This is a genomic window from Pseudonocardia lacus (assembly GCF_018531445.1).
GTDB classification, from domain to species: Bacteria; Actinomycetota; Actinomycetes; order Mycobacteriales; family Pseudonocardiaceae; genus Pseudonocardia; species Pseudonocardia lacus.
Window position 1 is genome coordinate 1 of the sequence record NZ_JAHDTH010000127.1, and the last position, 23926, is coordinate 23926.

Consider the following 23926-nt stretch of genomic DNA (forward strand, 5'->3'; position numbering starts at 1 on the left):
CGCGGCCCGGACGGGCCGGTGCCCGGCGGCACGACGCCACCCGCCGCGCTGCCGCGCACGGGTGCCCGAGCCGGTCGCGCGCTGGTCGGTGGCGGCGCGGCCCTGTTGTTCGGCGGACTGCTGGCCGCCATGGGCGGAGACCCCGTGGCCGTTCCGCTGGTCGTGGCCGCGGCGATCGGCGTGGTGGCCGGCGCCAAGCTGCGCCGCGTCCACACCCCGGTCCAGGCGCGCGGCCCTCCGGCGGAGCGCGTCCGGCAGCTCGCTGCCGCCGTGACGGTCATCGCACTGGCGGGTGGACCGCTGGCCGCGATGGCGTCCGGATTCGGATCTCCCGCCGATGCGGCCACGGCCGGTGCCGTGACGCGGGCGGAAGACCTCACCGAGGTGTCGACGAGCGCGGTTGCGACCGGCGCTCGGCCCGTGCTGGAGTTCGGCCTCGAACTGGCCGCCTGGGACTGGGCGGTGGCGGGTGGCGCCATGGTGGTGGCCACCGGGATCGCTGTCGTGGTGCGGACGGTCCGTGCCCGACTGGCCCAGGCTCGGCTGCGGGTGCTGGCGGGGTGGGCCGCTGTGCCGCCTGCGGTCCTGCCGCTCCCGGGGCAACCGGTGCGGGCAGATGATGCGGTGCGGTTGCTGGTGGGCGCGGTGGTGCACCTCGGGCGGCCGGAGTTCACCGCGGCCGAACTGCTGACGGCCCTGCGCAGCGAGGACGGTGCGCCCGACTGGCTCGCGGCGCTGTCGGCCAGGCTCGCCGGCGACGGGTCGGACCCGACCCGGGCGCAGGCGCTCGACGCGGTGCTCGCCGAGCTCGTCGCGGCCGGCCTGTTCGCCGTCTCGCCGAGGCAGGTCGGTGCGCCCACCTACCGGTTGGGCGACCTGCTGACCGACCTGCGCGCCCGCGCGCCCCCTGCCTACGTCGATGCGTTGCTGCGCAACCCCGCCGAGCTGGTGGGGGCGGCGATCGGGGACGGCCGGGCGGAGTCGGTGGCTCGCGCGGTGACCGCGGGCCTGCGGACGGCCATCTGGGACCGCCGGGTGGACCCGCGCCGGTGGCGGGCCCTGGTGCCGCGTCCGCTCCGGGCCGCGCGGCTGCGCTCCCGCCTGCACCCGCTGCGGGTGCAGGGCGCCCTGGTCGTCGCCCTCGAACAGGCCGTGGCCGAGGAGATGGCCGGGGAGTCCGCAGCGGTGTCGGCGGCGGCCGAGCCGGAGGCGGCGGCGCCGGAGAGCGACGTGGTGAAGACGGCGGGCCAGGCGCGCGACGCATTCACCCGCGCCGGGGCCGCCGAGGCCGACCGGGCGGCGGCGGAGGGGATCACCGCGCGGCAGTTCGCCCGGGCGTTCGGTCCAGTACTGCGCGACCGCCTGCTGGACAGGTGGCTGTGGGGCGCGCAGGGCAAAGCCCTGCACCTGCTGCGCCGGATGGCGGACGCGCCGTCCGGTCACGCGCAGCGGACGGCCGTGCTGGCCGCGATGCGGTTCGCGGCGGGGGCAGGCGTGCCCGCGGCGCGGGTCGCGCGGATCGTCGGGCTGCCCGTCGAGGCGGTCGAGCTGCACCGGACCGAGCCGGCGGGCGACCCCGGTCCAGAGCGCACCCGGATCGAGACCGCCGTGGCGGCGCTGTTCGACGGCATGCTCGCCGAGCCGGCCTCGGTCCAGGATCGGCTCGGGCAGCTCCGGTCCCTGTTCGTCGAGGCGGTTGCGCTGGCCGGCGGCTGGTCGACGGGGCTGGAGCGGCTGCATGCCGGGGCCGCTGCCCTGCACTGGGAGCTGCGCTGGCAGGCCGACGGCGAGGTGCAGGTCGTCGGGCGCCTGGGCGACGGGCCGGAGGGGACGTTCGTGGTCGCGGCCGATGCGGTGGCCCGGGCCGGGAACTGGCTGTCGGACCGGCGCGGCGAGCAGGTGCCCGAGGAGCAGCGGCTGGCCGAGGCGGCGGGGTCGTGGGGCACCCTGGTGGCCGGGCGCGTCGAGCCGTCGCAGGTGCCGGTGGTGGCGGCGCTGAACGCCATGGCCGCGCTGCAGACCGCTGATCCGCGCACGGCGGCCGCGGTGGCCGAGCTGGCCACCGAGCTGCTCTCGCAGGTCACGCCGGACGCCGCGCAGCGGAAGACGCTCTCGGCGGCGGGCGATGCGCTGTTCGAGCAGGCACTGCCGGAGGCCCGCCGGGCTGCCGACCAGCGGGCGGCGCTCCTCGCCGACCCGGGCGCCCGGGTGGCCGCGCTGCTGGCGGACGTCGCGCAGTGGACCGACGCGGCGGTGCCGGCGACGGAGGGCAGCCCGGTGGCCCGGATGCGCGCCGCGGTGGCGGCCGCGGTCGCCGAGCTCGCCCGTGCCGAGGAGGCGCTGATCGCGCTGATCGCGGCCAAGCGAGCGGCGCTCGTCGCGACCGACACCGACCTGCGGAGGAACTCCGAGGACCTCGAACGGGTCCGCACGCACGAGGACCGGGGCGCCGAGGAGGCGGAGCGTGAGGTCGAGGTCGAGCGCGGACTGATCCTCGACAACCAGCGGCTCCTCGCCGCGGTGATCGTCGCGGTGCACGACGCCAGGACCGCCGCCCAGACGTCCCGCGCCGCCTACGAGCAGTTGGGCCGTCTCCTCGACGGGGCGCTCGCCGCGGGGGCGCTGGAGGTGGCCGGCCTGGCCGCGGTGCGGTCGGTCCTGGCCGAGGTGCAGGCAGCGGTCAGGGCCTACGAATCGGCGCTGGAGGCGACCGCGCCGCCGCGGACGGTCCTGCCCGGCGCGGTGCCGACCGGTGAGCTGCCGGACCTGCCGGGCCTGACCGACCAGGTCAACACACTGCTCGCGCAGCAGGGCCTCGGCTACCGCTACACCCGGGCGATGCTGGACTCCCGGGTGCGCGGCAACGTGCCGGCGGCGACCGGGCCCGACGGGTTCGTGCTGACGGTCCCGGCGCGGCGGTCGACCCGTCGCGGTCTGCCGCGAAGCGGTCGGCAGCCCGCCGAGCTCAGGTTCGTCTGGCGGCCCACGCGGATGGTCGAGGTGACCGACCCGGAGGCCCGGGCGGGCCGGGTCGCCGCCGAGCTCATGCAGGGCAGCATGGCGCAGGGTGGCGGAACGATCGGCGCCGCGGCCACCTCGTCGGTGCGCAACTCGGTCTCGGTGACGGCCGACGTCGGTGCGCTGCCCGCCTTCATCGCGGCCCACCCCACGGCTGCTGCGCTGTTGGAGTGGGGGACGGCCCGGGCGAACCTGGCCCGGCAGTGGACGAGTGCGCGAACCCGCTCCGCGGCGGCGGGCAACGCCGCGCTGGGCGGGGGAGTGACCGACAACCGCGGGCCGTCGGTGTTGGTCGAGGTGGCCGGCGGCTGGGAGGTGCAGGTACGGACCGGTACGGGCACCGGCGGCGACCGCGGCTGGGTCGGTCTCGCCGAGCCGCGACGCGCCGGGCGCAGGCGCGGCGACCCGGCCGGGGCCGCACCGGCCGAGCCGGCTCGGATGTGGGTCTCGCAGGCCTACAGCGCCCGGGCTCCGCCGGAGCCGCAGCCGGGGGTGCCGCCCGAGGCAGACGTGGAGTTCCCGCCTGCCGCGCCGGTGTGGGTCGGTGGGCTGGAGGAACTGGTCGACCGGGTCGCGGCCACGCTCGACCGCGCCCATGCCGCCACGATGCGCGGCACGGACACCGCGATCGGTGGCGTGACCCGGCGTCAGCTCCGCGCGCAGCTGGTCGGTGAGCTCGCCTCCCGCCTGGACGTCGCCGTGAACGACGACCGGGGGTTGCGGCTGCCGATCACCGACCGCTTCGGGCGGCCACTGGCCGAACTGGAGGTGCACGCGCAGCCCGATCGCGACACGGCGGAGCTGGTGGGCCGGACGGTGCGCAAGGAGTTGCTGGAGGACCTGCACGTCTGGTTCTCCACCTTGTCGTCCTCGCTCAACCAGGTGGAGTCGCACGGGGGCGCCTTCACCCTCACGCTCGCCCCGCTGCGCAAGCTGCTGGCCGCGATCGGCCTGCCGGAGCGGGTCGGCCCGGCGCTGAGCTGGACGCGCACCCGGCTCCGGGCCCGCACCGGCGGTCGGGCCAGCAGCCAGGTCACGATCCGGCCGGGCGTCCACCGGGAGTCCGGCTGGACCAGCGCGTACCTGATGGACTGGACGTACTCGGTCACGGTCCGGACCTACGACGACCGGGTCCACGAACCGGTCACCGCCACCGCTCAAGCGCTGTTGCGCATGGGCGAGCTGAACGCCCACGGCTACGGGCTGCCGATCGAGCGCGCCGCGCTGCGGGCGGGCGAGTCCGCGCCGGAGCGGCTGCGCGGGCAGCTGGACCCGGCTCCGCCGCCGGGTCGGCAGGGCGCACCGCCGTCGTGGCTGGGCAGCGGACCGGGTCAGCTGCAGGTGATCGGGCAGAGCCTGGTCCGCGACATCCCGTGGACGTTCGTGCGCGAGGTGCGCACGAAGGTGCTGGAGCAGCTGCGCGCCGAAGGGCTCATCCCACCGATCGACCCGCCGAGGAAGGACGGGCGGCCGGCGGACGAGGCCCGCGACGATGACCGGACGGTGCTCGCGACCCAGCACGCGAACCAGCGCGAGGTGCTCGCCCTGCTGTCGCCGGAGCGGTGGCAGACGGGACACGACCAGGCGGTCCACGGCGGTCTGGTGATCACCCTGGAGGACGTGGCGCCGCGTCGCCGGCTGCCCGGGGTACAGCAGCGCGAGCAGGTCGAGATCGTGTTGACCCTCGTACCCGACTGGGGCCACTCCGACAGCGGCTACGTCGGCTTCACCGCCGCGTGGACGACGGTCGGCCTGGACATCCAGTCCAACACCTCGTCGCTGTCGTCCGGGGAGTCCTGGAACCGGTCGTCCTCGTACGAGATCGGCACGGGCCTCGCCCTGGATGCCGACGTCGACCAGGCGAAGGCGGGCGTGCAGGCCGAAACCACCGCGTCGCTCACGGCGAGCGGTCGGCGCGGGCGGAGCCGCAGCGCCGGGATGAGCGTCGGCACCACGGTCAACGCGGTGAAGCTGATCGAGGGCATGGGGTCGACCGCGGGCTTCCAGGTCCGCTACCGCGCGGCGGTGGCGCTGCGACGCTTCCGCGGGACGCCGACGGTGCTGGCCGACGGTGAGTTCACGGCGTCGGTGATGATGGCCGCCGACCTGCTGCCCGATGCCCGCCCGTACCCCCGGGTGGCGCAGCAGGAGCTGCCCGGCTGGGCGCGCGACCGGATGGTGCCGCTGGCCATGCAGGCGAGCGGGATGTACGACACCGTGCTCGATGCGGTGCGCCAGCAGCTGCCGCTCGGCTTCGACCTCGACCTGTCGGTGGAGCGCCAGCTGCGCGAGTGGACCAACATCGACCGGCTCCGCGCGTCGCTGTCGGACCTGCTCGACGCGGGCCTGCGCACCTCGGTGCGCGCTCGCGGGCCCGACGGGGAAGCGGCGTGGTTCGACGTGCGGCTCGACGGGACCACCGGGACGACCGAGTTCATCACCGTGGCCGACCTGCTGACCGCGGACATCAACCTGACCCTGAACTCACTGGGGTCGGACCAGGGACAGGGGTGGAGCGTCGGCGGCCGGGGCGGGGTGGGCCTCGGGCTCGACGGCGTGACCGACCCGCACCGCGTCGGCGGTGGCGGCGGGTATGGGCAGGACTTCGGCCACGGTTGGAACGACCTGGCGATCTGGGGGCGCGAGTTCCTGGGCATCGAGCTGGGCAAGCACCACATCGGCAGGCTCGGGGTGGATCTCCGGGTGAGCGTGGAGGGCGGGGAGGCGCGGCCTGTCGCGGCCGAGGTGGTGTACGCCCTGCCCGAGCGGGACGTCCTGGACCACTACGCCTTCGACGAGGAGGGCGTCCGCGGGTCGGTGCCGGTCGAGGCCATCGGTGAGGCCGTCGAACGGGTGCTGCAGGGCGAGAAGAGCCTCCTGCTGGATCTGCGCACGGCCGGCGCGGTGGTCGAGCGGTTCTGGTCGGAGTGGGAAGCGGCCGACGCCGAGCGGATGCGGGAGGCGGCAGATCGGCTGCGGACTGCGGCTACCCCCGAGCGTCCGCAAGGGCCGGCTACCGCCGCGCAGCCGCGGAAGGTGCCTACCGTCGAGCAGAGGGACCGCGACCGCATGCGGCTGCGGTTGAACCGGTACCTGCGGGCGCAGCTGACCGCGGAGCTGGCGCGGCGCAACCCGGGCAAGGACCCGTACGCGGCCGAGGTGCTGCGCGGGAACGGGGCGCCGCTGCCGGCAAGGGAGGACCTCTCCGTGGCTGCCCGGGAGCGGCTGGCGCGGCGGAACCCGGGTGGCGTGCCTGACCTGCGGTCCTGGACCTTCGCCACGGTGCGGGATCGGGTCGGCCGGCTCACCGCACGGGAACCGCGGGTGGTGGCCCCGGAGCTGCTCCGCCACGGCATGTCCGAGTCGTCGATCGAGCGTGTGGACCTCTCCGCCGCCCGTGGTCCGAACACGGTGTTCGGGCAGGTGCTCGCGGCGGTGGACGAGGTGGCTCCGCGGCCGACCGATGCCGACACGGTGCTGTGGAACTGGTTGTCGAACCTGTTCGCCGGTACGCGGTGGCGTGGGCACATGGACCGCCTGCTCAGCGACGGCGGCATGTCCGTCGCGGTGCCGTTGTACGAGGGTTCCGGGGTGCCGGGCGTGGCGGCCCGGCGGAGCGGGTGGCTGCACCTGCGCCTGCACGCGGTGTTCGGCGAGGAGATGACCCTGGCCGGGCGCACCGACCTGCTCGGGCTGATCGTGCAGGACTACTCCTACTCCCAGCGCGACGTCACCGACCGGCACGGCCGGGCCGCGAGCGGCGACGTCACCGGCGCCGACTCCGATCCGTTCACCTTCGGTGGCGTGCTGAGCACCGGCCGGGACCGCGGTTCGTCGGGAGCGCTGTCGGAGCAGAGCACGACGGTGCGCGGCATGGCCAGCTGGAAGGGCGCGAACCGGGTGCGCCAGCCGCTGAGCGTCGTCGTCGAGGCGCGGTTCGTCCCGGCCACGAACCCGGGGCCGCCCACCCGCGCCCGGCGGGTGCTGTCCGGCGAGGTCGTCCGGCTGATGCCGGACGGTCTCGTGCAGGTGCTCACCGAGGGTGCGGAGGCGCCGGCCGACCCGCCGCGGCCCGGTGGCCCGGTCCGGCAGCCGTTCGAGCTGTCCGACCAGCCGCGCCTCGACGCCCGCGGGGTGCCGTTCGGCCGGCTGATCGACCGGCTGGTCACCGTGCTGGCGCACCCGGACCTGTTCGGGACGGCCGCGGAGTCCCAGCGGTGGATCCTGGAGCACGCGCTGTCCCCGGTGGCGCTGAGCGTGTTCCTGGACCAGATCGCCACCCCCGCCGGGTTCTCCCTGCCCGCGCTGCCGGTGCCCGGGAAGATCGGTCAGTACGTGCGGCTCACCCTGCGGGCGGGCCTGCTCGGCGAGAGCGTGGTGGTGGACCGGCGGCCCGATGGCGAGATCCGCGACGTGCACCGCTGGCAGGAGGTGGCCAAGAACGGCTGGAGCGTCAGCGACCTGGCGCCGTTCGGGTACACCGGGACCGCCGAATCGCCGCCGCTGTGGGAGGAGATGGTCATCGGCGGCAGCACCGCGGGTGGCGAGCAGACCGGACGGACCGGCGACAGCGCGAGCGGGTTGCGCCGCGAGATCACCCGGTACGAGAAGGGGACGGTGTCGACGTTCCGGGTGGCTGCCCTGTACGAGGTCACCGCGACGCGCTTCACGATGCGCCGGGGCGAGCGGGTCCGGACCACGTACGAGCTGACCGAGCCGGTCCGCGCCGAGGGCGTCGTCTACGTCACCGAGTTCGACAGCGCGGAGGTCCCGGTCCGGGAGCGGGTCCGGGACTGGGGTCTGCGTCCGGGCGGCACGGCGCGTCGGGACGTGCTGCCGCCGGCGGCGGGGACCCGGTACCCGGTGCCGCTGTGGGGTCCCGGACCACCGCCGCGCCCCGGTGGCACCGGCTACTCCGGCGGGTTCGCCGGTGGTCCGCTCGCGCCCGGCTTCTCCGCGGCCGATGTCGCGGTGGTGGGTGGGGTGTTGGCGGGGATCGGGGCCCGGCGCGGGGTGTTCATCGGGGCGCCGATGTCGGCGCGGGGTCCGCCGGGGTCGGGGTTGCGGTCGCGGGAGCGGCTGCTGGTGGTCGACGCCGCCGAGCTGGTCTCCGGGCTGGTCGCGGGTGGGGTGGACCCGGTGCGGGCGGCGGATCTCGTCGACCGGTTGTGGGTGTTCAGTTGGCGCGCTGGGGCCGCCGGGATCGATGTGATCGCCGTGCGCGCCGACCGGCTGGGTGAGTTGGTGGCTGCGGGTGCGTGGGCGAAGGCGTTGGCGCACGAGCGGCGGTTCCACCTGGAGCCGGGGTCGGACCGGCACGGGCACGAGGAGGACGTGCGGCGGATCCTCGGGATGGTCGAGGGCCAACAGTCCGGGTCGTCCGGTGACCCGTTCGCCGTCCCGGGCGGCGTGCTGGCGTCGGGCCTCGCGGCGGCGGGCTGGGACTGGGCGGTCGCGGGCGGCGCGGCGGTGGCGATCGCCGGGATCTCGGTGGCGGTGCGGCTGGCCGGTGTGCGGTTGGCGCTGGCTCGGCAGCGGGTCCTGGCGGGATGGGCGATGGTGCCGCCAGAGGCCTTGCCGCTACCCGGTCGGCCGGTGCGGGCCGACCAGGCGGTGCGGTTGCTGGTGGGTGCTGCGGTGCACCTCGGGCGGTCGGAGTCCACCGCGGCGGAGCTGCTGCGGTCCGCGGACCCGGGCACGGGAGCCGCCGTGGCCGAGGTCGCCGCGGAGCTGCTGTCGCAGATGACACCGGATGCCGCACACCGGAAGGCGCTCTCGGGGGCGGGCGAGGCGCTGTTCGACGAGGTGCTGCCGGCGGCGCGGACGGCGGCCGGACAACGGGCCGCGCTGCTCGTCGACGTCGGCGCCGACGCGGCCGCGATGCTGGCGGCCGCGGAGCGGATGGTCGCCCGGCCCGACGCGCCGATGCCCGCTCCCGAGGTGGGCGCGGTGGCTCGGCTGCGCGCCGAGGTCGACGATGTGGTCGAGGTACTGACCCGTGCCGACGCGGCGCCGGCCGGGCTGTTCGAGGCCAAGTCCGCGCCGAGCGGGAGCGCCGGGCCGCTCGCCGTGGGCGGCCTCGACGCCGTGGACACCGAACTGGTTCACCAGGCGCTCATGACGATGCGGCGGGACCGATCGGGTGCGCAACCGGACACGTTTGTGCGTCGCGCGGCCGGTCTCCGCCATGACGAGGAACTGTTCGTCCCGCGCCCCGACGAGCTGATCGAGCAGCTGCGGCAGCTCGGCGTCGATCGGGAGCATGCCGTGGACGTCGCGCGCCGGCTGATCGGGTTCGGGTGGCGGGACGAGGCCACCGGGGTGGGCGTGATCGCGGTACTCGAGCACCGGCTGGTCCAGCTGTTGCAGCTGGGATTGCTCGCCGAGGTGGTCGAGCACGAGCGGCTCTTCCACATGGGGCGTCGGCACGACCCGAAGGACCACGTCGACCACGCGTGGCCGATTCTCCAGCGGCTCGGCATGACGAGCGCGCCGCCCGGCGTCGACGCCGCCCGCCCGCCGCTTCTTCCTGAGGCCGTGGAGGGCTGGAAGCGCTCCGGGGTGGCCCGGCACTGGGGGTGGATCGGTTCCGGCAGGGAGGCCGTCCAGGTGTGGTTGTTGCAGCTGGACGGGGTGGTCCTGACCGCGGCCGAGGCGGAGGCCCTGGACGAGGTCGGGGGGAGGTTCGCGATCGAGGGCGGGATCGTGGTGACGCAGGAGGCGGCGCTGCGCTGGGCCGATGATCTGGCCGCCGGGCGGCCGGGGCCCGATCGGATGACGGCGGACGGGGTCGTGGCCGCCGAGTTGGCCCGCCTGCGTGCCGAGCGCGACCTGCGCGCGGACCTGGCGAGCGGCAGCCCGACCGTGCGGGCCGTGGCGGGCGATCTGTACGAGATCGAGGTGAACGGGCGAGCGGTCGCCCAGTTCGTCCCGGCGAAACCCGAGTGGATCGACACCGAGGCGGCTTTCGCGCTCGCGCAGTACGAGCTGGCGGTTCTGCTGGGTCGACCGGGCGCGGTGCCGTTCACCGTGGAAGCGGCCCACGAGTCCCTCGGCCGTGGCGTCGTGCGGCGTGCGGCGGATCCCGGCGCGGGCGACGACGACGCGCACGCGCGTGCCGTGGTGGTCCACGTCCTCTCGGAGGCCGGGACGAGCGGGAGCGACGAGCGGGTGCGGCCCTTCGTCGGGGTCGGGCTCGAGTACGACCTGGGGCACGATGTGGATCGCGTGTTCCGGAACCTCGATCTGCTGCGCACCAGATGGCGGGAGATCGGCCTGACCGACGCCACGATCACCGCAGCACTCGGGCGGCTGATCAGGGTCTATTGGAACTTCGGGATCGTCGTCAAGCTGCAGAGGTGGTCGAGGCGGAGAACGTCGGCGCAAATCGCGGACTCGGAGCGGGTGGCCGCTCGCCCGCCGGGCGGCGGGCCGCCGGCGGTGACTCCGCGGGTCCTGGCGATCGGCGAGTCGACGGCGAATCCGCGGCCGGGCCGCGGCACGTCCCGCCCGGCCTCGGTCGGCGGGATCGAGGTGCCGGCGCAGCTGCTGGTACCGCGGAGCGCGAGTCGCGTCGTCCTGCCCTCGGAGCTCGCGCGGATGGGCGCGTTGGGCCTCGGGTGGGACCAGGCCGGCAGGTGTTCCGGGTTGTGCCTGGTCGACGGGCTGGCCGAGCTCGGCGCGGCGGGGGCGGTGTTCCGCCGGGGCGATTGGTTGTTCACCGCCCCGGCGAGCATCGATGATCCCGCACTGGGGGCGCAGCTGCGTTCCCGGCTGGGTGCGGGCCGGGGCATTCCGGGGGCGTTCGAGCCGGGCGGGCGGGCCGTCGGTACCGGGCCGTCCGCGGATCCGGGCCGTCGGCTGGTCGTGGGTGGCCACGGGGTCGAGGACGCAGTGTGGTCCGCGCGGTGGTCCGCGCGCGACGACCTGCTCCGGGTGCAGGACATCCGTGGCGCCGGGACACTTCCTGGCTTCTACCGCGAGGTCGTCGTGCGGGACGTGGATGCGTTCGAGGTCACCGGTCCGATGCGCGGCCGGATCGTCGAGCTGTGGGAGCAGCTGACGACCGAAGGTGGGGTGCTGTTCGTCGATGCGCGTGGTCTGGGCGGTGCTCATCGGGATCAGCTGGTGGAGGTGCTCCAGGACCTGGGCGCGGAGTTCGCCAGAACGGGCAGCCCGGACCGGGTCATCGCAATCAAGAACGAGCGGCCCGACTTCGACCGCTACGCCGGGGTCTACCTGCGGATCCGGGACGAGATCCGTTCGGCGCTGTCGGGACGCGCCCGCGACCGCCCCGATGCCGGCGGCGCCTGGTTGGCCGACGCGACCTGGTGGGCCGGCTCGTGGAGCGTGCTGAGGGGGATGCTGGCCGGGGCCCGGCGGCACGCGGAGCAGCGCTACTACGACTACCTCGAGGGTGCGCCGCTCCTGCTGGACGTCGAACCGGCCCCGCGCCCGCGCGATCGAAACCGGCCCGGCTCGCCTCAGGGCCCGGCGACCGCAAGAGAGAGCGAGGAGGACTCTCCCGGCGGCCTTGAGACGCCCTCCGACCCACCGGCCCGTGGTTCGCCGCTTCCGTCGGTCGCGGAGCGGCAGGCGATCATCGACCGGCAGATCACGGTCCAGGGCAGGCAGTTCCTGAAGAAGAAGCGCAAGGCCGACCGCGACCGGTTCGTGGCGGACCCGGAGCACTACGTCGACCGGAACGACTGGGTGGCGCGGGTCCGCGGCATGGCCTTGGAAGACCTGGCGGAGCCGCTGGTGCGCGCCCAGGCCGCCGAGCGCGGGGAACGCGTCTACCGCAACGTGGAAGTGGAACTGGTGACGGTCGAAGGGCGCAACGTCCGACGGCTGATGGAGCTCGACTACCTGCTCGTCGGGACCGCGGGAGTCCGCTACCTCAGCGTGAAGACCAACCCGGATGACTTCACGAGGAGGAAGGACCGGGCGGACGTGGAGCGTCTCGTGGCGGGCTTGCCCGCCGATTCCCCGGTCGAGCTGCGCGCGGTGCTGGACGCGCTGATCCTGGACAGGACCGCCGTCGCGGCGACCGAGTCGGTGACCGTGACCTGGGCGGGGCTGACTCGTTCGATCCCGCTGGCGGAGTTCCGCCGGGTCCACGTCGGGTCGGCGGCCGGGTCGGTCGCCGTCGAACTGCTCACCCCCGACGGCCTGCACCTCGGTGACGGTCACCACCGGGTCGCGATGACGGCCGAGGAGATCCGCAGCGAGGTGATCGCCGGGATCCATCGGCGGGTAGCGGCCCTGGACGGGCCTCCTGCCACCGGCGGGCCGGCGGCCCACGGCGAGGGTGAGCACCATGGTGGCGCGTCGTGGGCGGAGCGGAACACCGAACGGGAGTCCACGCAGCTGCGGGTGCCGAAGCCGGCGACGAGTGCGGATCTGGAGCGCATCCGGGCCGAGGCGATCGTGAACCCCGACGGGCGCGGCATCGTGCTGGTGCCGCCCGGCGACCCGCTGCGGGCGCACGCGCTGGAACTGAGGGTGGCGCCCGGCGAGGTCGTGCTCGTCATGCACGGCGACGGGGACGGGTTCGTCTACCCGACGGGGGAAGCCGACGTTCGGGTGTCGGCCGCGCAGGTCGCGGCGCTGTTGGAGCAGTTGCTGCCGGGCCCGGCGCGGTCGGGGCCGCTGACGGTGTGCGCGTGTTCCCCGGCGGCGGGGCACGCGACGGTCGCCCGCGAGCTGGCGCAGTACGCCGGCCGGCCCGTGGTGGGTTCGACGTCCCAGGTGCAGGTGCACCGGCCGGGGCGCGCCGGCGCGCGAGTGACGACCGACGGAAGGTGGCTGCACGTCGACGCGACAGGGCCGGCGCGGGTGACACAGCCGCCGCCGGCGCTGCTGGACCCGGAGGCGGCGCCGGGCGCGCAGCGGCTCGGGCCGGCCGGGGTACGGCTGCCGATCGCGCCGCGCGCACCGCCGGCTGTGGCCGGCGGGGACGGCGAGCTCGAGCGGCTGCTGACCGGTCCGAATGCGCCACCGGTTGGGCGCTGGGCGCGGATTCTCGGCATCGAGGCGCGGGGTGTGGTCGGGCGTGTGGTGGCTCTCCTGTTCGGTCGCATGACGCCGGCGCAGCTCCGAGCGAGCGCCCGCCGGGTCGTCGCCATTTCACCCGACGCGATCGCGGAGGAGGTGACAGCAGCCGGGCTCGACGAGGCGACGAGCGCCCGGCTGCTTGAGGTGTTGCTCGCCCGGCGCGTCGACATCGCCGATCGGGCGGGTCTTGTGCTGCCGGAGAGCCACGGCTTCTCGAGCGCCGATGACGATCGTTCCGGTGGGATCTCGACGCCGGACGTGCTGGCCGGGCTGACCGACGGGCCACTCACGGTGTCGCCCGACGTGCAGGTCCAGGGATGGTCGGCGCGGGGGCGTCCGGGGACTGCGAACACGGGGGACCGGGACACCGGCTCGGGCCGCAGCAGCGGTGCGGTGTTCGACGGCGAGTGGACCGCGGAGCTGCAGCAGCGCTGGGAGACGGTGCTCGAGTGGCTCGACGCGCGCGGTGCGCTGCGACAGCGCTCGGACATCACGCACTTCGCCGTACCCGGGACCACCGTCATGGAGATCCGCATGGGCTGGCGGGTGCGGCTCGAACTGCGGCGCGCCGGGCTGGCGGGCTTGCAGCGTCGGCTCGTTGCCTACTACTGGGCTCGCCCGGATGACCGGGGCCAGGTCGTGATCTTCGCGCCGATGCTGCGTCGGCTGCGCGCCATGGGGCCGGCGCTGCTGGCGAGTGTGCTCGTGCACGAGGACGTCTTCCACCGGCAGGGCCGGGCCGAACTGGGGGAGCTCACCCACGCACAGCACAACGACGCGATCGTGGAGCAGCTCCGGGCGCGGTCGTTCCGGTTGTTCTCATGGGGCCGGCTCGGCGCCGACCTCGGGATGGCGGCGACGACCTCGGCGTTGCCGGTGCTGGCCGCGGTTCAGTTCGACGCCTCCGAGCTCGTGGTGAGCCTGTTCACCGTCCTCAGCTACGGCGCCGGCGCGGCGGTGGGGCCGCACGCCGGTCTGCTGGTCGACCGGACGCGCAAGCGGGCGTTGCTGATCCGGCTCGAGCTGGCCCGGGCAGCTCTGATCGCCTCGGTGCTGGTCGCCGCCCTGACCGGCGTGCTGACGCTCGGCCATCTCTACGTGGTGACCGTCGTCGGCGGCGCGCTGTTCATGGTCACGCTCGTCGCGTCCCGCACCTACCAGGGATTCCTGCTGCAGGAGCAGTACCCCGACGTGACGGGCTGGGGTTACCGGCAGGCGGCGAACCGGGCGAACACCGTGTGGTCGGTCGGTCCGATCGTCGGCTCCTGGCTCGCCCCGCCCGTCGGGGCGGCGAGCCTCCTGCCGGAGGTGGTGGGCCGGGTCGGTTCGGTGGTGAACCTGGCCCGGATCCGCGATCCGGATCCTGCGCCGGAGAACCCGCTCGGGTGGCAGGACGTGACGCGGTGGCTGCGGCAGGCGGCCGCTCGGGCCACTGCGGTGGTGACCTTCGGTCGGTTCCGCGGCGACGACCCGGCTCCGAGGGCGGGGTCCGAGCGCCCCGGGCCGCTGGACGGGGCCCGGGGGCTGCGCAAGCACGAGATCCTGCGACCGTTGGCGGCCTACGAGGCGGCCACCAAGTTCTTCTCGCAGATGTTCCTGGCTGCCCAGGCCGTCTACCTGCTGCAGCTGTCGCCGGTGAAGACGGAGGCCCTGGTCGGCCTGGTGATCGGCATCGTCGGCGTGGCCGTCTTCGGGGGTGCCGTGCTGGCCGGCCGGGCGGGACCGTGGTTGACCACCCGGTTCGGGGTGATGGGGGTGTTGTGGAAGCTCCCGGTCGCGGTGATGCCGCTCTACCCGCTGTACCCGGCTGCCTCTGCCGGATGGCTGGGGCTGGTCGCGGCCGGGACGGTGCTCGCGGTGCTCGAGGCGGTGGGCCGGATCCGCGCCCCGCTGCTGAACATGATCGTGGCGGCTGCGGCGCACCGTGAGGGCCGGGCGGCGGGGGCGATCCACGCGGCCTGGCTCTGGCTGACCGACCTCCTGGTTTCGCCCGGCGCGCTGACCGGCGGCCTGCTTGCGGTCGCGATCGGGTACCGGCCGATGACGGTGATCGCCCTCGTCGGCCTGGCAGCTGCGTCGATTCTGTTGGTGCGCTCGCCGGTGCCGGCGATCGGGGAGATCGAAGGCGTGCTCGCGACGGCCATGGCGCGGATGGAGGCAGTGGCCCGGATCCCGAGCACAGACCCGTTCCTGGTCCGGAACATGCGGAGTACTGCCGTCGATCTGCACGACCGGGTGCAGGAGGTGCAGGCCGCCGCGCACCCGGATCCCGACGAACTCGATGCGCTTCGTCGTGAAGCCGCCGCGCTGAAGAGGGTGGCCACCTGGAGCCAGAAGCGACTGGCCCCGCAGACCACGGCCGTGGCGCGGCTGCGCGGGCTCGGTCGCACCATGGCTCGGGTGGCAGTGCCGGTGTCGCCGGCGGTGCCGCTCATGGCTGTCCTCGGCGCCGGCGGGACGGTGGCGTTCGCGGCGGGGCTCGCCGTGGCGCATGTGGCCGCGCGCCAGTTGGCTCCCACCCTGCGGGACGGGCTCGCCCGCGGTCCGCCGCCGGCGGGTGCGTTGTTGCTGGGTCTTACCGGTCTGGTCGGATGGCTGACCTGGACCGGTGTCTCGGCCGTCGAGGCGCTGGTGTTCGCGGCCGGGCTGGTGCTTCCAGCCGCGCTGAGCCGGGTGACCGCCTGGGTCGCCCGCCTGCGGGCTGCGGCCGGCTCCAGCCATTGGCTCTCGGGGCTGTTCGGGCCGACCGTGCTGCGGGCGCTTGCCGCTGCGCCGTCCCGGTGGGTGGCCGCGCATCCGCGCACGGTGCGCGTCGCGGTCGGGACCGCCGTCGCCGTCGCCCTGGTCCTGCTCCTCGACGGTTCCGCCTCCGCCGCCGTGGTCGGAACACGGCCCGACCAGGCGACCCAACCCGTGATGCCGGCGGTCGGGGCGGCTGTCTCGGCCCTGCTCGCGGTGCGGGTGGTCCGCGTCGCCGCCGTGATCGGGCGCCGGTGGATCGGTCGCCTTCGGACGGCGGTCGTGGGCTTGGGCGTGGCTCGGCAGGTCGCCGTCCTCGGGGCCGCCCCGCCGGTTGACGCGCACACGACGGCGGTCGTCCCCACCTTGGTGTTGGCCGCGGTGGCGGGCGTGCGTGCGCTGGGGCGCGCGACGCCGGGGTGGGTGCGGAAGGTCGGGGGCTGGTTGCGGTCGGGGCGGGGATCCCCGCTGTCGGGAAGCTCGTCGCGACACCGACCGGGGAGACGCCGGGAATGCTGGCGGCCGGGTCGGTGAGGCCGAGCCGGTCGAGCACACCGAGCATCCGTGTCCGGACCTCGAGGACCTCGGCGCGGGCTCGGGTCAGATCGGCCAGGGCGAACCCGACCCGTTCCAGGGCGCCGCAACGCTGCTCGGTGACCCCGACCTGCGACCGGGCCGGGTCGGTGGCGCGTCGAACACCGCGCGCACGATCGCGGAGTACCAGCGGGTGCGGCCGAGCTCGCGACGGGCCGCGGCGGCGAACCGGTTCCAGCCCAGGGCGCGGATCACCGCCAGGTCCCCGGTGTCGCCGACCCGCCGCACCGCCGACCGTCGCGGTGGCAGCACGGCCACCACCGGCTCGTGCGCAGGTGGGCGACGAACCGCCGGGCCCGCTACCCGTGCCGGCGCAGGTCGTGGAAGAAGTCGGGTACGACCTGCAGGTCGCCGGCCTGCCGTACCTGGTCGTACACGTCCTTGCCCACCGCGAGGTCGAGCACCCCGAGGCCGAACGGCGAGAACACCACCGTCCGGTCCCGCGGCACGCCCACCCGGCCGCTCAGGACGTCGTCGAGCGTGCCGTGCAGGAAGTCGCGATCACCGGTGAGCTGTTCGACCAGGTGTGGCGAGGTGTCGGCCTTCAGACAGTGCTCGACGTCGTCGACGATGTTCACGGCGTCGAGCAGGATCCGCGGCGACAGGTCGCGCAGCGACACGTGCAGCACCAGCGGATGGTGGTCGAACCACGCGGGCTCCTCGACGTGCGGCTGGGCCGCGACCGTCGCGAACACCACCAGGTCGCTGGAGCGGATCAGCTGCTCGGCGCTGTCGTGCACGGTGATCCGGGCGGCGCCGGCCGCATGCCCGCTCCGCTCGGCCTGTTCCAGGTGGTCGCGGAACCCGGCCGCGCTCCCGGGGTGGGTGTCGTGCACCCCGATCTCGTCGAACGCCCAGCCCGTGCCGGCCAGGAACGTGTGGATGTAGCGGGCGATCAGGCCGGTACCGACGAACCCGACCCGGCGCGGGCGTGGCCGCCCGGCGCTGAGGCGGTCGGCCGCCAGCGCCGCGGACGCCGCGGTGCGGGTGGCACTGATGATCGAGCTCTCCAGGCAGGCGAACGGGTAGCCGGTGTCGTGGTCGTTGAGGATGAGCACGGCCGAGGCGCGCGGGATGCCCGCGGCGACGTTCTCCGGGAAGCTGGAGATCCACTTGATGCCGTCGACGCGGACCTTCCCGCCGATCGAGGCGGGCAGGGCGATGATGCGGGCCGTCGGCCGGTCGGGGAACCGCAGGAAGTACGACGGCGGGTTCACCGTGTCGCCGGCACCGTGCCAGCGGTAGGCGGCCTCGATCAGCTCGACGATCTCCTGCTCGCGGCCCTGCAGCGTGCGCTGCACCTGGGCCCCGGAGATCACCGCGAACGGCGGGGGCATCGTGGTCATGCCGCACCGCCAGGGGAGACCAGGCGCACCGGCGCGGCCATCCCGACGAGCACCTGCCGCGGCCCTTCGTAGGCGTCCCGGCTGTGCGCGCAGCGGACGTTGTCCACCAGCATCAGGTCCCCCGGCCGCCAGGCCTCGCGCATCGTGTGAGCGGCGTAGACCTCGCTGATCAGCTCCACGATCCCGGGACCGATCGGCTCGCCGTTGCCGAACAGGGTGGTGAACGGCAGCCCCTGCGGCCCGTACATCTCCACCAGGAACTCCCGCACGTCGCGCTCCATCGTCCACTCGCTGAGGAACGCGATCTGGTTGAACCAGCAGCGCCGACCGGAGCCGGCGTGGCGCAGCACGGCGCTGCGCCGCTGCCAGGTGCGCAACCCGCCGTCGGGCTGCCACTGGAAGCTGATCGCGTTCGCGCGGCAGTACGCCTCGACGGCACCGGGGTCGTCGGTGCCGAACGCGTCGGCGACAGAGGCCCCGATCTCCTCGTTGTAGTTGCGGGTGAGGACCCAACCCTCGCGCTCGAACCGCTCGACCAGTCCGCGCGGGAGCGCGTCGAGCACGGCCGCCGCGTCGGCGACACCCGTCGCCCCGCCCGCGCTCGGCGCGGCCAGGCAGGCGAACATCATCATGCCCGGGAGCTCGGACGCGTAGCTGCGCTCGTGGTGCATACACATCGGCTGGTTCGCCGGCCACTTCGTGGACGAGTGGACCCCGTTGGGTAGGACGTCGCGGTGGGCGAAAGCCTCCCGTTCCGGCATGAGCTCGCCGCCGATCAGCCGGAACACCGAGCCGACCTGGTCGGGGTCGCGCAGTCCGAGCCCCCGGACCAGCACCGCGCCGTACTGGGCGAGCACGCCGTGCAGCGCGGCGCGGTGGTAGGCGGCCCAGCCCTCCGGGTCCGCCGCGCCTGCGGCGAGCACCAACGGTGGACGGCCGGGCGCGGTCTGCACGGCGAGCGTGGGGGCGGGGCGGGTGGACAGGTTGGCGGTCATCGGGTTCTCCTTCGCAGGGCGTCGTGGCTGGTCAGGCGGCAGAGCGCCGGTCGATCAGGGCGGCCAGTTCGGCCAGTACCGGCTGGCGGGTGACGTCCTTGAGCGAGACCGCGCGGCCGGTGGCGATGACGAGCCGCACCGCGGTCAGGGACGTGCCGCCGCGGTCGAAGAAGTGGTCGTGGCGCCCGACCTCGCCGACCGGCACCTCGAGCACCTTCGCGAACGCGGCCGCCAGCATCTGCTCGGTGGTCGTGGCGGGCGGGCTGGCCTCGTCCTCGTCGCGCGCGGCGAGTTCCGCGGCGAGCGCCCGCAGCGCGTTCGTGTCGATCTTGCTGTTGGCGGTGAGGGGCAGGCTCTCCCGCCGGTGGTACAGCGACGGGACCATGTACTCGGGCAACCTCTCGGCGAGGTGGGCCGTCAGCACGTCCGGGTCGATCGGGCGTCCGGCGGCGTAGAACGCCACGAGGTGCTTGCTCCGGTCGGGCCGCTCCGCCACGACCACCGCGCCGTCGCGGACGCCGGGCACGCGCAGCAGCGCGTTGTCGATCTCCCCGATCTCGATCCGGAAGCCGCGGATCTTGACCTGGTCGTCGCGGCGGCCGAGGAACTCCAGCCGGCCGTCGGGCAGCCAGCGGCCGTAGTCGCCACTGCGGTACAGCCGCTGGCCGGGCCGGTGCGGGTCGCCCAGGTAGGCCTGCCGGGTGCGCTCCGGGTCGTTGACGTAGCCGCGCCCCACGCACACCCCGGAGAAGACGATCAGACCGGGCGCCCCGAGCGGGACCGGGTCCAGGTTCTCGTCGACGACGTAGACGCGCACGTTGCGCACGGGGCGGCCGAGCGGGACCCGGCCCGACGCGGGGACGTCTCGCATGACCTCGTGGTTGGTGTCGTCCGAGGTCTCGGTCAGCCCGTAGGCATTGACCAGCGGGATGCCCGGGGCGACGGCGAACCAGCGCTGGATCAGCTCGTACTTCAGCGCCTCCCCGGTCGCCGAGACGGCCCGCAGGTCGGGCAGCTCCCGGGGGTGCTGTTCCAGGTAGGCGGCGATGACCTCCAGGTAGGAGGGCACCACCTGCAGCACCCCGACCCGGCGGGCGGTGATCTGCTCGACGAACCGCTCGACGTCGAGGATCACCTCCTGCGGCACGAGCAGCGTCTGCCCCCCGACCAGCAGCGCCGACACCAGCTGCCAGAGCGAGATGTCGAAGCACTGCGGTGCCGTCTGGGCGACCACGGTGCCCTCGTCGATGCCGAGGTCCTCGATCTTGGCGTAGAGGTGGTTGATCATGCCGGCGTGCTCGCACATCGCGCCCTTGGGCTGACCGGTGGACCCGGAGGTGAAGTAGATGTAGGCGAGCTGGCCGGCCGCGACCGGGACGCCCAGGTCGCCGTCGGCGTGGTCCTCGGCGTAGGCCTGCTCGAACAGCACCGCCTGCGCGCCGGGCACGGTGTCGAGCGCCTGTCGCAGCGTGACGTCGCTGCCCGGCTCGGTCAGGGCCAGCGCGCAGCCGGCGCGGGCGAGCGTGGTGGCGATCCGGCCGGCCGGGAAGTGCGGCTCGATCGGCAGGTACACCCCGCCCGCCTTGAAGATCGCCAGCACGGCCGCCATCCAGTCGAGGTTGCGCTCGGTCACCACCGCGACCACGCCCTCCCGGCGCAGCCCGCGGGCCAGCAGCGCCCGCCCCAGGCGGTTGGCGCGGGCGTTGAGCTCGCGATAGGTCCACTGCCGGCCGCCGTGCTCGGCGGCGACGGCGCCCGGGTGGGCGGCGGCCCGCTGCTCGAACAGCTCGTGGAGGCGCTCGGCGGGCAGCTCGCGGTCGGGCCCGGCGAGCCCGTCGATCTGGAAGGCGTACTCCTGCGCCGACAGCAGGCTCCGCCCGCCGTGCTCGGCGTCGGGGTCGGCGGCCATCGCGGCGAGGGCGGTGAGGTGGTAGCCCGCGATGCGGGAGGCGGAGTCCGCATCGAGCACGTCGGTGCGGTAATGCAGGCGCAGCTGCAACTCCTCCGCCCCTTGCTCGACCGACAGCCGCAGCGCGGTGTGCGGCGCGGGCGCCTCCGCACCTCCGTGCAGGTCCACCTCGACCTCGAACAGCGGCGTGGTGCGGCCCAGCTCCGTGGCGAGCGCGTCCACCGGGAAGACCCGGTTCGCCTGCAGCCGCTCCTGCGCCCGGGCCGCGTGCTGGACGAGAGCGCGCCAGGTCGCGGGTTCGGTGGTCAGCCGCAGCGGCAACGGCGCGGCGCCGGCCGCGGCGGCGTAGCCGGTGGTGACCTCGCGCTCGCCGCTCAGCGCCGCCAGGACGACCGCGTGCGCGGCGAGGAGCGGCGCCCCGCGCAGCGGGCCGACGGTCCGGCTCACCGCGTCGACGAGCCTGACCGGGATTGGCTCGACGTGCTCCCCGACACCGGGCCGGGTCTCCTGCGACCACCGCGGAACCCCGGTGGGACCGCCCCCGGTCAACGCCCCCAGCCAGTACTGGCGTGCCGACCCGTCGATGGCGACGTTCATGTCTTCCTCCGCACTGAGCTGTTGATCGAAAGAGGTGCGTGGTCCAGTTCGACTGCCGGGTTGCCGCCCCAGCGCGTGCGCGGCGCGATCTCCTCGCCCTTCATCAGGAACGAGTCCGCCTCGAGCAGCGAGCCGTCGCCGAGGCGCGTTCCGTAGTGGACGAACCCGCCGACCCCGACGGTCACGCCGTTGCCGATCACGACCCGGTCCGACTTGAACGCGTCGTTCTCCTGCGAGTGGCACTGGATGACGCTGCGCTCGTTGAGGGTGCAGTGGTCGCCGATGGTGACGAACGCCCGTTCCGAGATCGAGCAGCCGTCGTCGAAGAGCCTGCGCCCCACCCGCACACCGAGCACCCGCCAGAGCACGTTCTTGAACGGCGTGCCGTTGAGCCGCTGGACGTAGCTGTCGGCGGCGATCTTCCAGTACCGCTCGTGCCGCCAGAACGCCCGGTCGTAGATCGACACGCCCTGCGGCCGCCATGCCGCCAACCACCGAACGGTGCGGTCGAGCAGCCCGAAGTAGGTGTAGGTGAGCAGCAGGTTCGCGGTGCCGAACGCCGCGATGGCCACGGCCCCGAACTGGGTGTGCAGGTCGAGGGCGAACCGCGCGAGCGCGATGACCAGCGTGAAGTGGAACCACCGGCTCAGCAGCAGCAGCGCGATGCTGACCAGGTTGTGCCGGTTCTTGGCCGCCACGCCGTGGCGGCGCTGCTCCGGCCCGACCGCCAGCCTGCTGTCCCGCTGGACCGAGCGCGGGATCTCGAAGCTGGGTGAGCCGAGCAGCCCGACACCCTGCCGGACGCCCCCGTCGATCGGGACCATGACCTTCGTCGCGAGCAGGCAGTTGTCGCCCACCCGAGCCCGTGCCGGGTAGAAGATCGCGTTGCCCAGGAAGCTGTGCGCGCCGAGGCGGACCCGCGACACCTTGAACGAGGTGTTCGAGTAATCGGCGTTGAGCATCGTCAGGCCGTCGGCGACGACGGTCCCGCTGCCGACCTCGCAGAGGAACGGGGAGTCGTGTGCCACGGTCATGCCGAAGTTGGAGCCGGTCTGCTCCACCCGGAGGAACCGGTAGCCGAGGGCGCGCAGGTAGCCCACGATGTACGAGCTGTCGCCGAAGACCCGCGTGAAGAACTTGCTGTTCGACATCCGGGTGACGGTCCGCAGCGCCCAGTAGGCGCTGCCGTACAGGCGGTAGGCCCTGCCCGGCCGCACCAGCGGCGCGAGCATCCGCGGAACGGTCGCCGCGACCAGCAGACCGAGCAGCAGGCCGCCGAAGTACAGCGCGGCCGAGAGGATCACCACGTCGGCGAGGAACGGCACGTGCGCGGAGGCGGTCTCGACGTCCACGACCAACGCCTGCACCTGCGGGACCTCGCGCACCAGTAGGGTCAGCCCGGTCATGCCGAGCGGCAGGACGACGCCGAGGGCCAGCACCAGCTGGGTGAGCGGGTACAGCAGCTTCCGCAGCGTGCCGCCGCCGACCGCGGGGACGGCCCGGTAGTTCACCGAGGTCGGCTCCGCGGGGGAGCCGTGCCAGCGCTCGCCCGCCGGGACCGACTGACCGGCGTGCAGCGCCGAGGTGTGCCCCAGCTGGGACCGGTCGCCGAGCGAGCTGTCGATGTCGAGCACGGTCGCCTCGCCGACGAGGACGTCTGCCCCGATCGTCACCAGACCCACCTGAACGACGCCGGCGTGGGCGCGGTACCCCACGAACGAGGAGGCCTTGCGGATGACTGTGCCCGCGCCGACGGTCAGCAGGTCGGTGCACACCGGCACGGTCGGGGACAGGATCGTCACTCCCTTGCCGATCTTCGCGCCGAGTAGCCGCAGGTAGAACGGGTAGAGCGGGGTGCCGACGAACCGGACCAGCGGATTGGTCCGGATCAAGGTCTTGACCAGCCAGAACCGGTAGTAGCGAAGGCTCCAGACCGGGAACCGGGCGGGCTTCCAGTGGCCCACGAGCAGCCACTTGGCCAGGATCGGCAGCAGGCTGGTGCCCAGCATCAGCGCGCCGGCGACCAGCACCGACCGCAGGTACACCTCCACCGTGGTGGTGGCCGTGAGGACCCATTCGGCGCCGAGGGCGAACGCGTAGGCGATGAGGGCGGGGTAGCCGAGCAGGAACAGCAGTTGCAGCGTGCCGCACAGCAGGTAGCGCAGCGTGCCGACGGGCGCCTCTCGCGGGTCGGGCGGCGCGTCCGGGCCCGGCGCGCGGGGCAGCAGCACGGTCGGCGAGTCCAGGTCGCGGGAAGCCGACGCCTGCAGGCGGGCGGGCGCAGCGGGGGCCACCGCGCCGGCCGGGTTCGGGGACGGTGCCGGAGCCGACGTCGCGGCTCCTGCTCCGGAAGCCGCCAGCGCCGCGATCGTCGGGGCGCGATAGATGTCCTTGATGGCGATGTTGGGCAGGTCGGGCCGGGTCCGCACGCGGGCGCAGAACCGGGCCATGACCATCGAGTCGGCGCCGAGGTCGTCGAAGAAGTTGCTGGTGACCGGCACCCGGACGATGCCGAGAACCTCGGCCAGCACCGCCGCGTACCCGGCTTCGAGCCCGCTCGGCGACGCTGCCGGCGAGGCCGCGGGCGCGGGCGGCGTGGCCGGCACGGGCGACGGGCGCAGGCCCGTTGGCTGCGGCCGGCCCCGCCGCATCACCGGCGCAGGCGGAGCGGG

Annotated in this window: 6 protein-coding genes; 1 reads left to right on the forward strand and 5 read right to left on the reverse strand. The window is 74.4% G+C overall.

Annotation, left to right across the window (positions count from 1 at the left end; translation table 11 throughout):
* Window positions 1–18: 18 nt before the first annotated feature.
* Window positions 19–16347 carry a hypothetical protein gene (locus tag KIK08_RS24445; RefSeq protein ID WP_214405584.1) on the forward strand — a complete coding sequence of 5443 codons (16329 nt, stop codon included), beginning with the start codon at window positions 19–21 and terminating at the stop codon, window positions 16345–16347.
* A gap of 66 nt (window positions 16348–16413) precedes the next feature.
* Here the strand turns inward: KIK08_RS24445 and KIK08_RS24450 are convergent, their stop codons facing one another.
* The 5 genes from KIK08_RS24450 to KIK08_RS24470 all read right to left on the reverse strand — a co-directional run.
* Window positions 16414–16665, reverse strand: a complete 252-nt coding sequence (locus tag KIK08_RS24450) for a hypothetical protein (RefSeq protein ID WP_214405585.1) — start codon at window positions 16663–16665, stop codon at window positions 16414–16416.
* 41 nt (window positions 16666–16706) lie between these two features.
* On the reverse strand, window positions 16707–17753 hold the full coding sequence (gene sbnB, locus KIK08_RS24455) for a 2,3-diaminopropionate biosynthesis protein SbnB (RefSeq protein ID WP_250557729.1): 1047 nt from the start codon (window positions 17751–17753) through the stop codon (window positions 16707–16709).
* Window positions 17750–18748: a TauD/TfdA family dioxygenase gene (locus KIK08_RS24460; protein ID WP_214405586.1), complete on the reverse strand. Its 999-nt coding sequence runs from the start codon at window positions 18746–18748 to the stop codon at window positions 17750–17752. Before KIK08_RS24460 ends, sbnB begins: the two co-directional genes overlap by 4 nt.
* A 31-nt stretch (window positions 18749–18779) precedes the next feature.
* Window positions 18780–21254: a non-ribosomal peptide synthetase gene (locus KIK08_RS24465; RefSeq protein WP_214405587.1), complete on the reverse strand. Its 2475-nt coding sequence runs from the start codon at window positions 21252–21254 to the stop codon at window positions 18780–18782.
* Window positions 21251–23926: Pls/PosA family non-ribosomal peptide synthetase (locus KIK08_RS24470; RefSeq protein WP_308257851.1), on the reverse strand; the 2676-nt coding region annotated here is incomplete at its 5' end. The genes KIK08_RS24465 and KIK08_RS24470, both read right to left, overlap by 4 nt.

Coding starts and splice junctions, on each gene's coding strand:
- sbnB (WP_250557729.1), bottom strand. CDS start 17,753: ATGACCACGATGCCCCCGCCGTTCGCGGTGATCTCCGGGGCCCAGGTG.
- KIK08_RS24460 (WP_214405586.1), bottom strand. CDS start 18,748: ATGACCGCCAACCTGTCCACCCGCCCCGCCCCCACGCTCGCCGTGCAG.
- KIK08_RS24465 (WP_214405587.1), bottom strand. CDS start 21,254: ATGAACGTCGCCATCGACGGGTCGGCACGCCAGTACTGGCTGGGGGCG.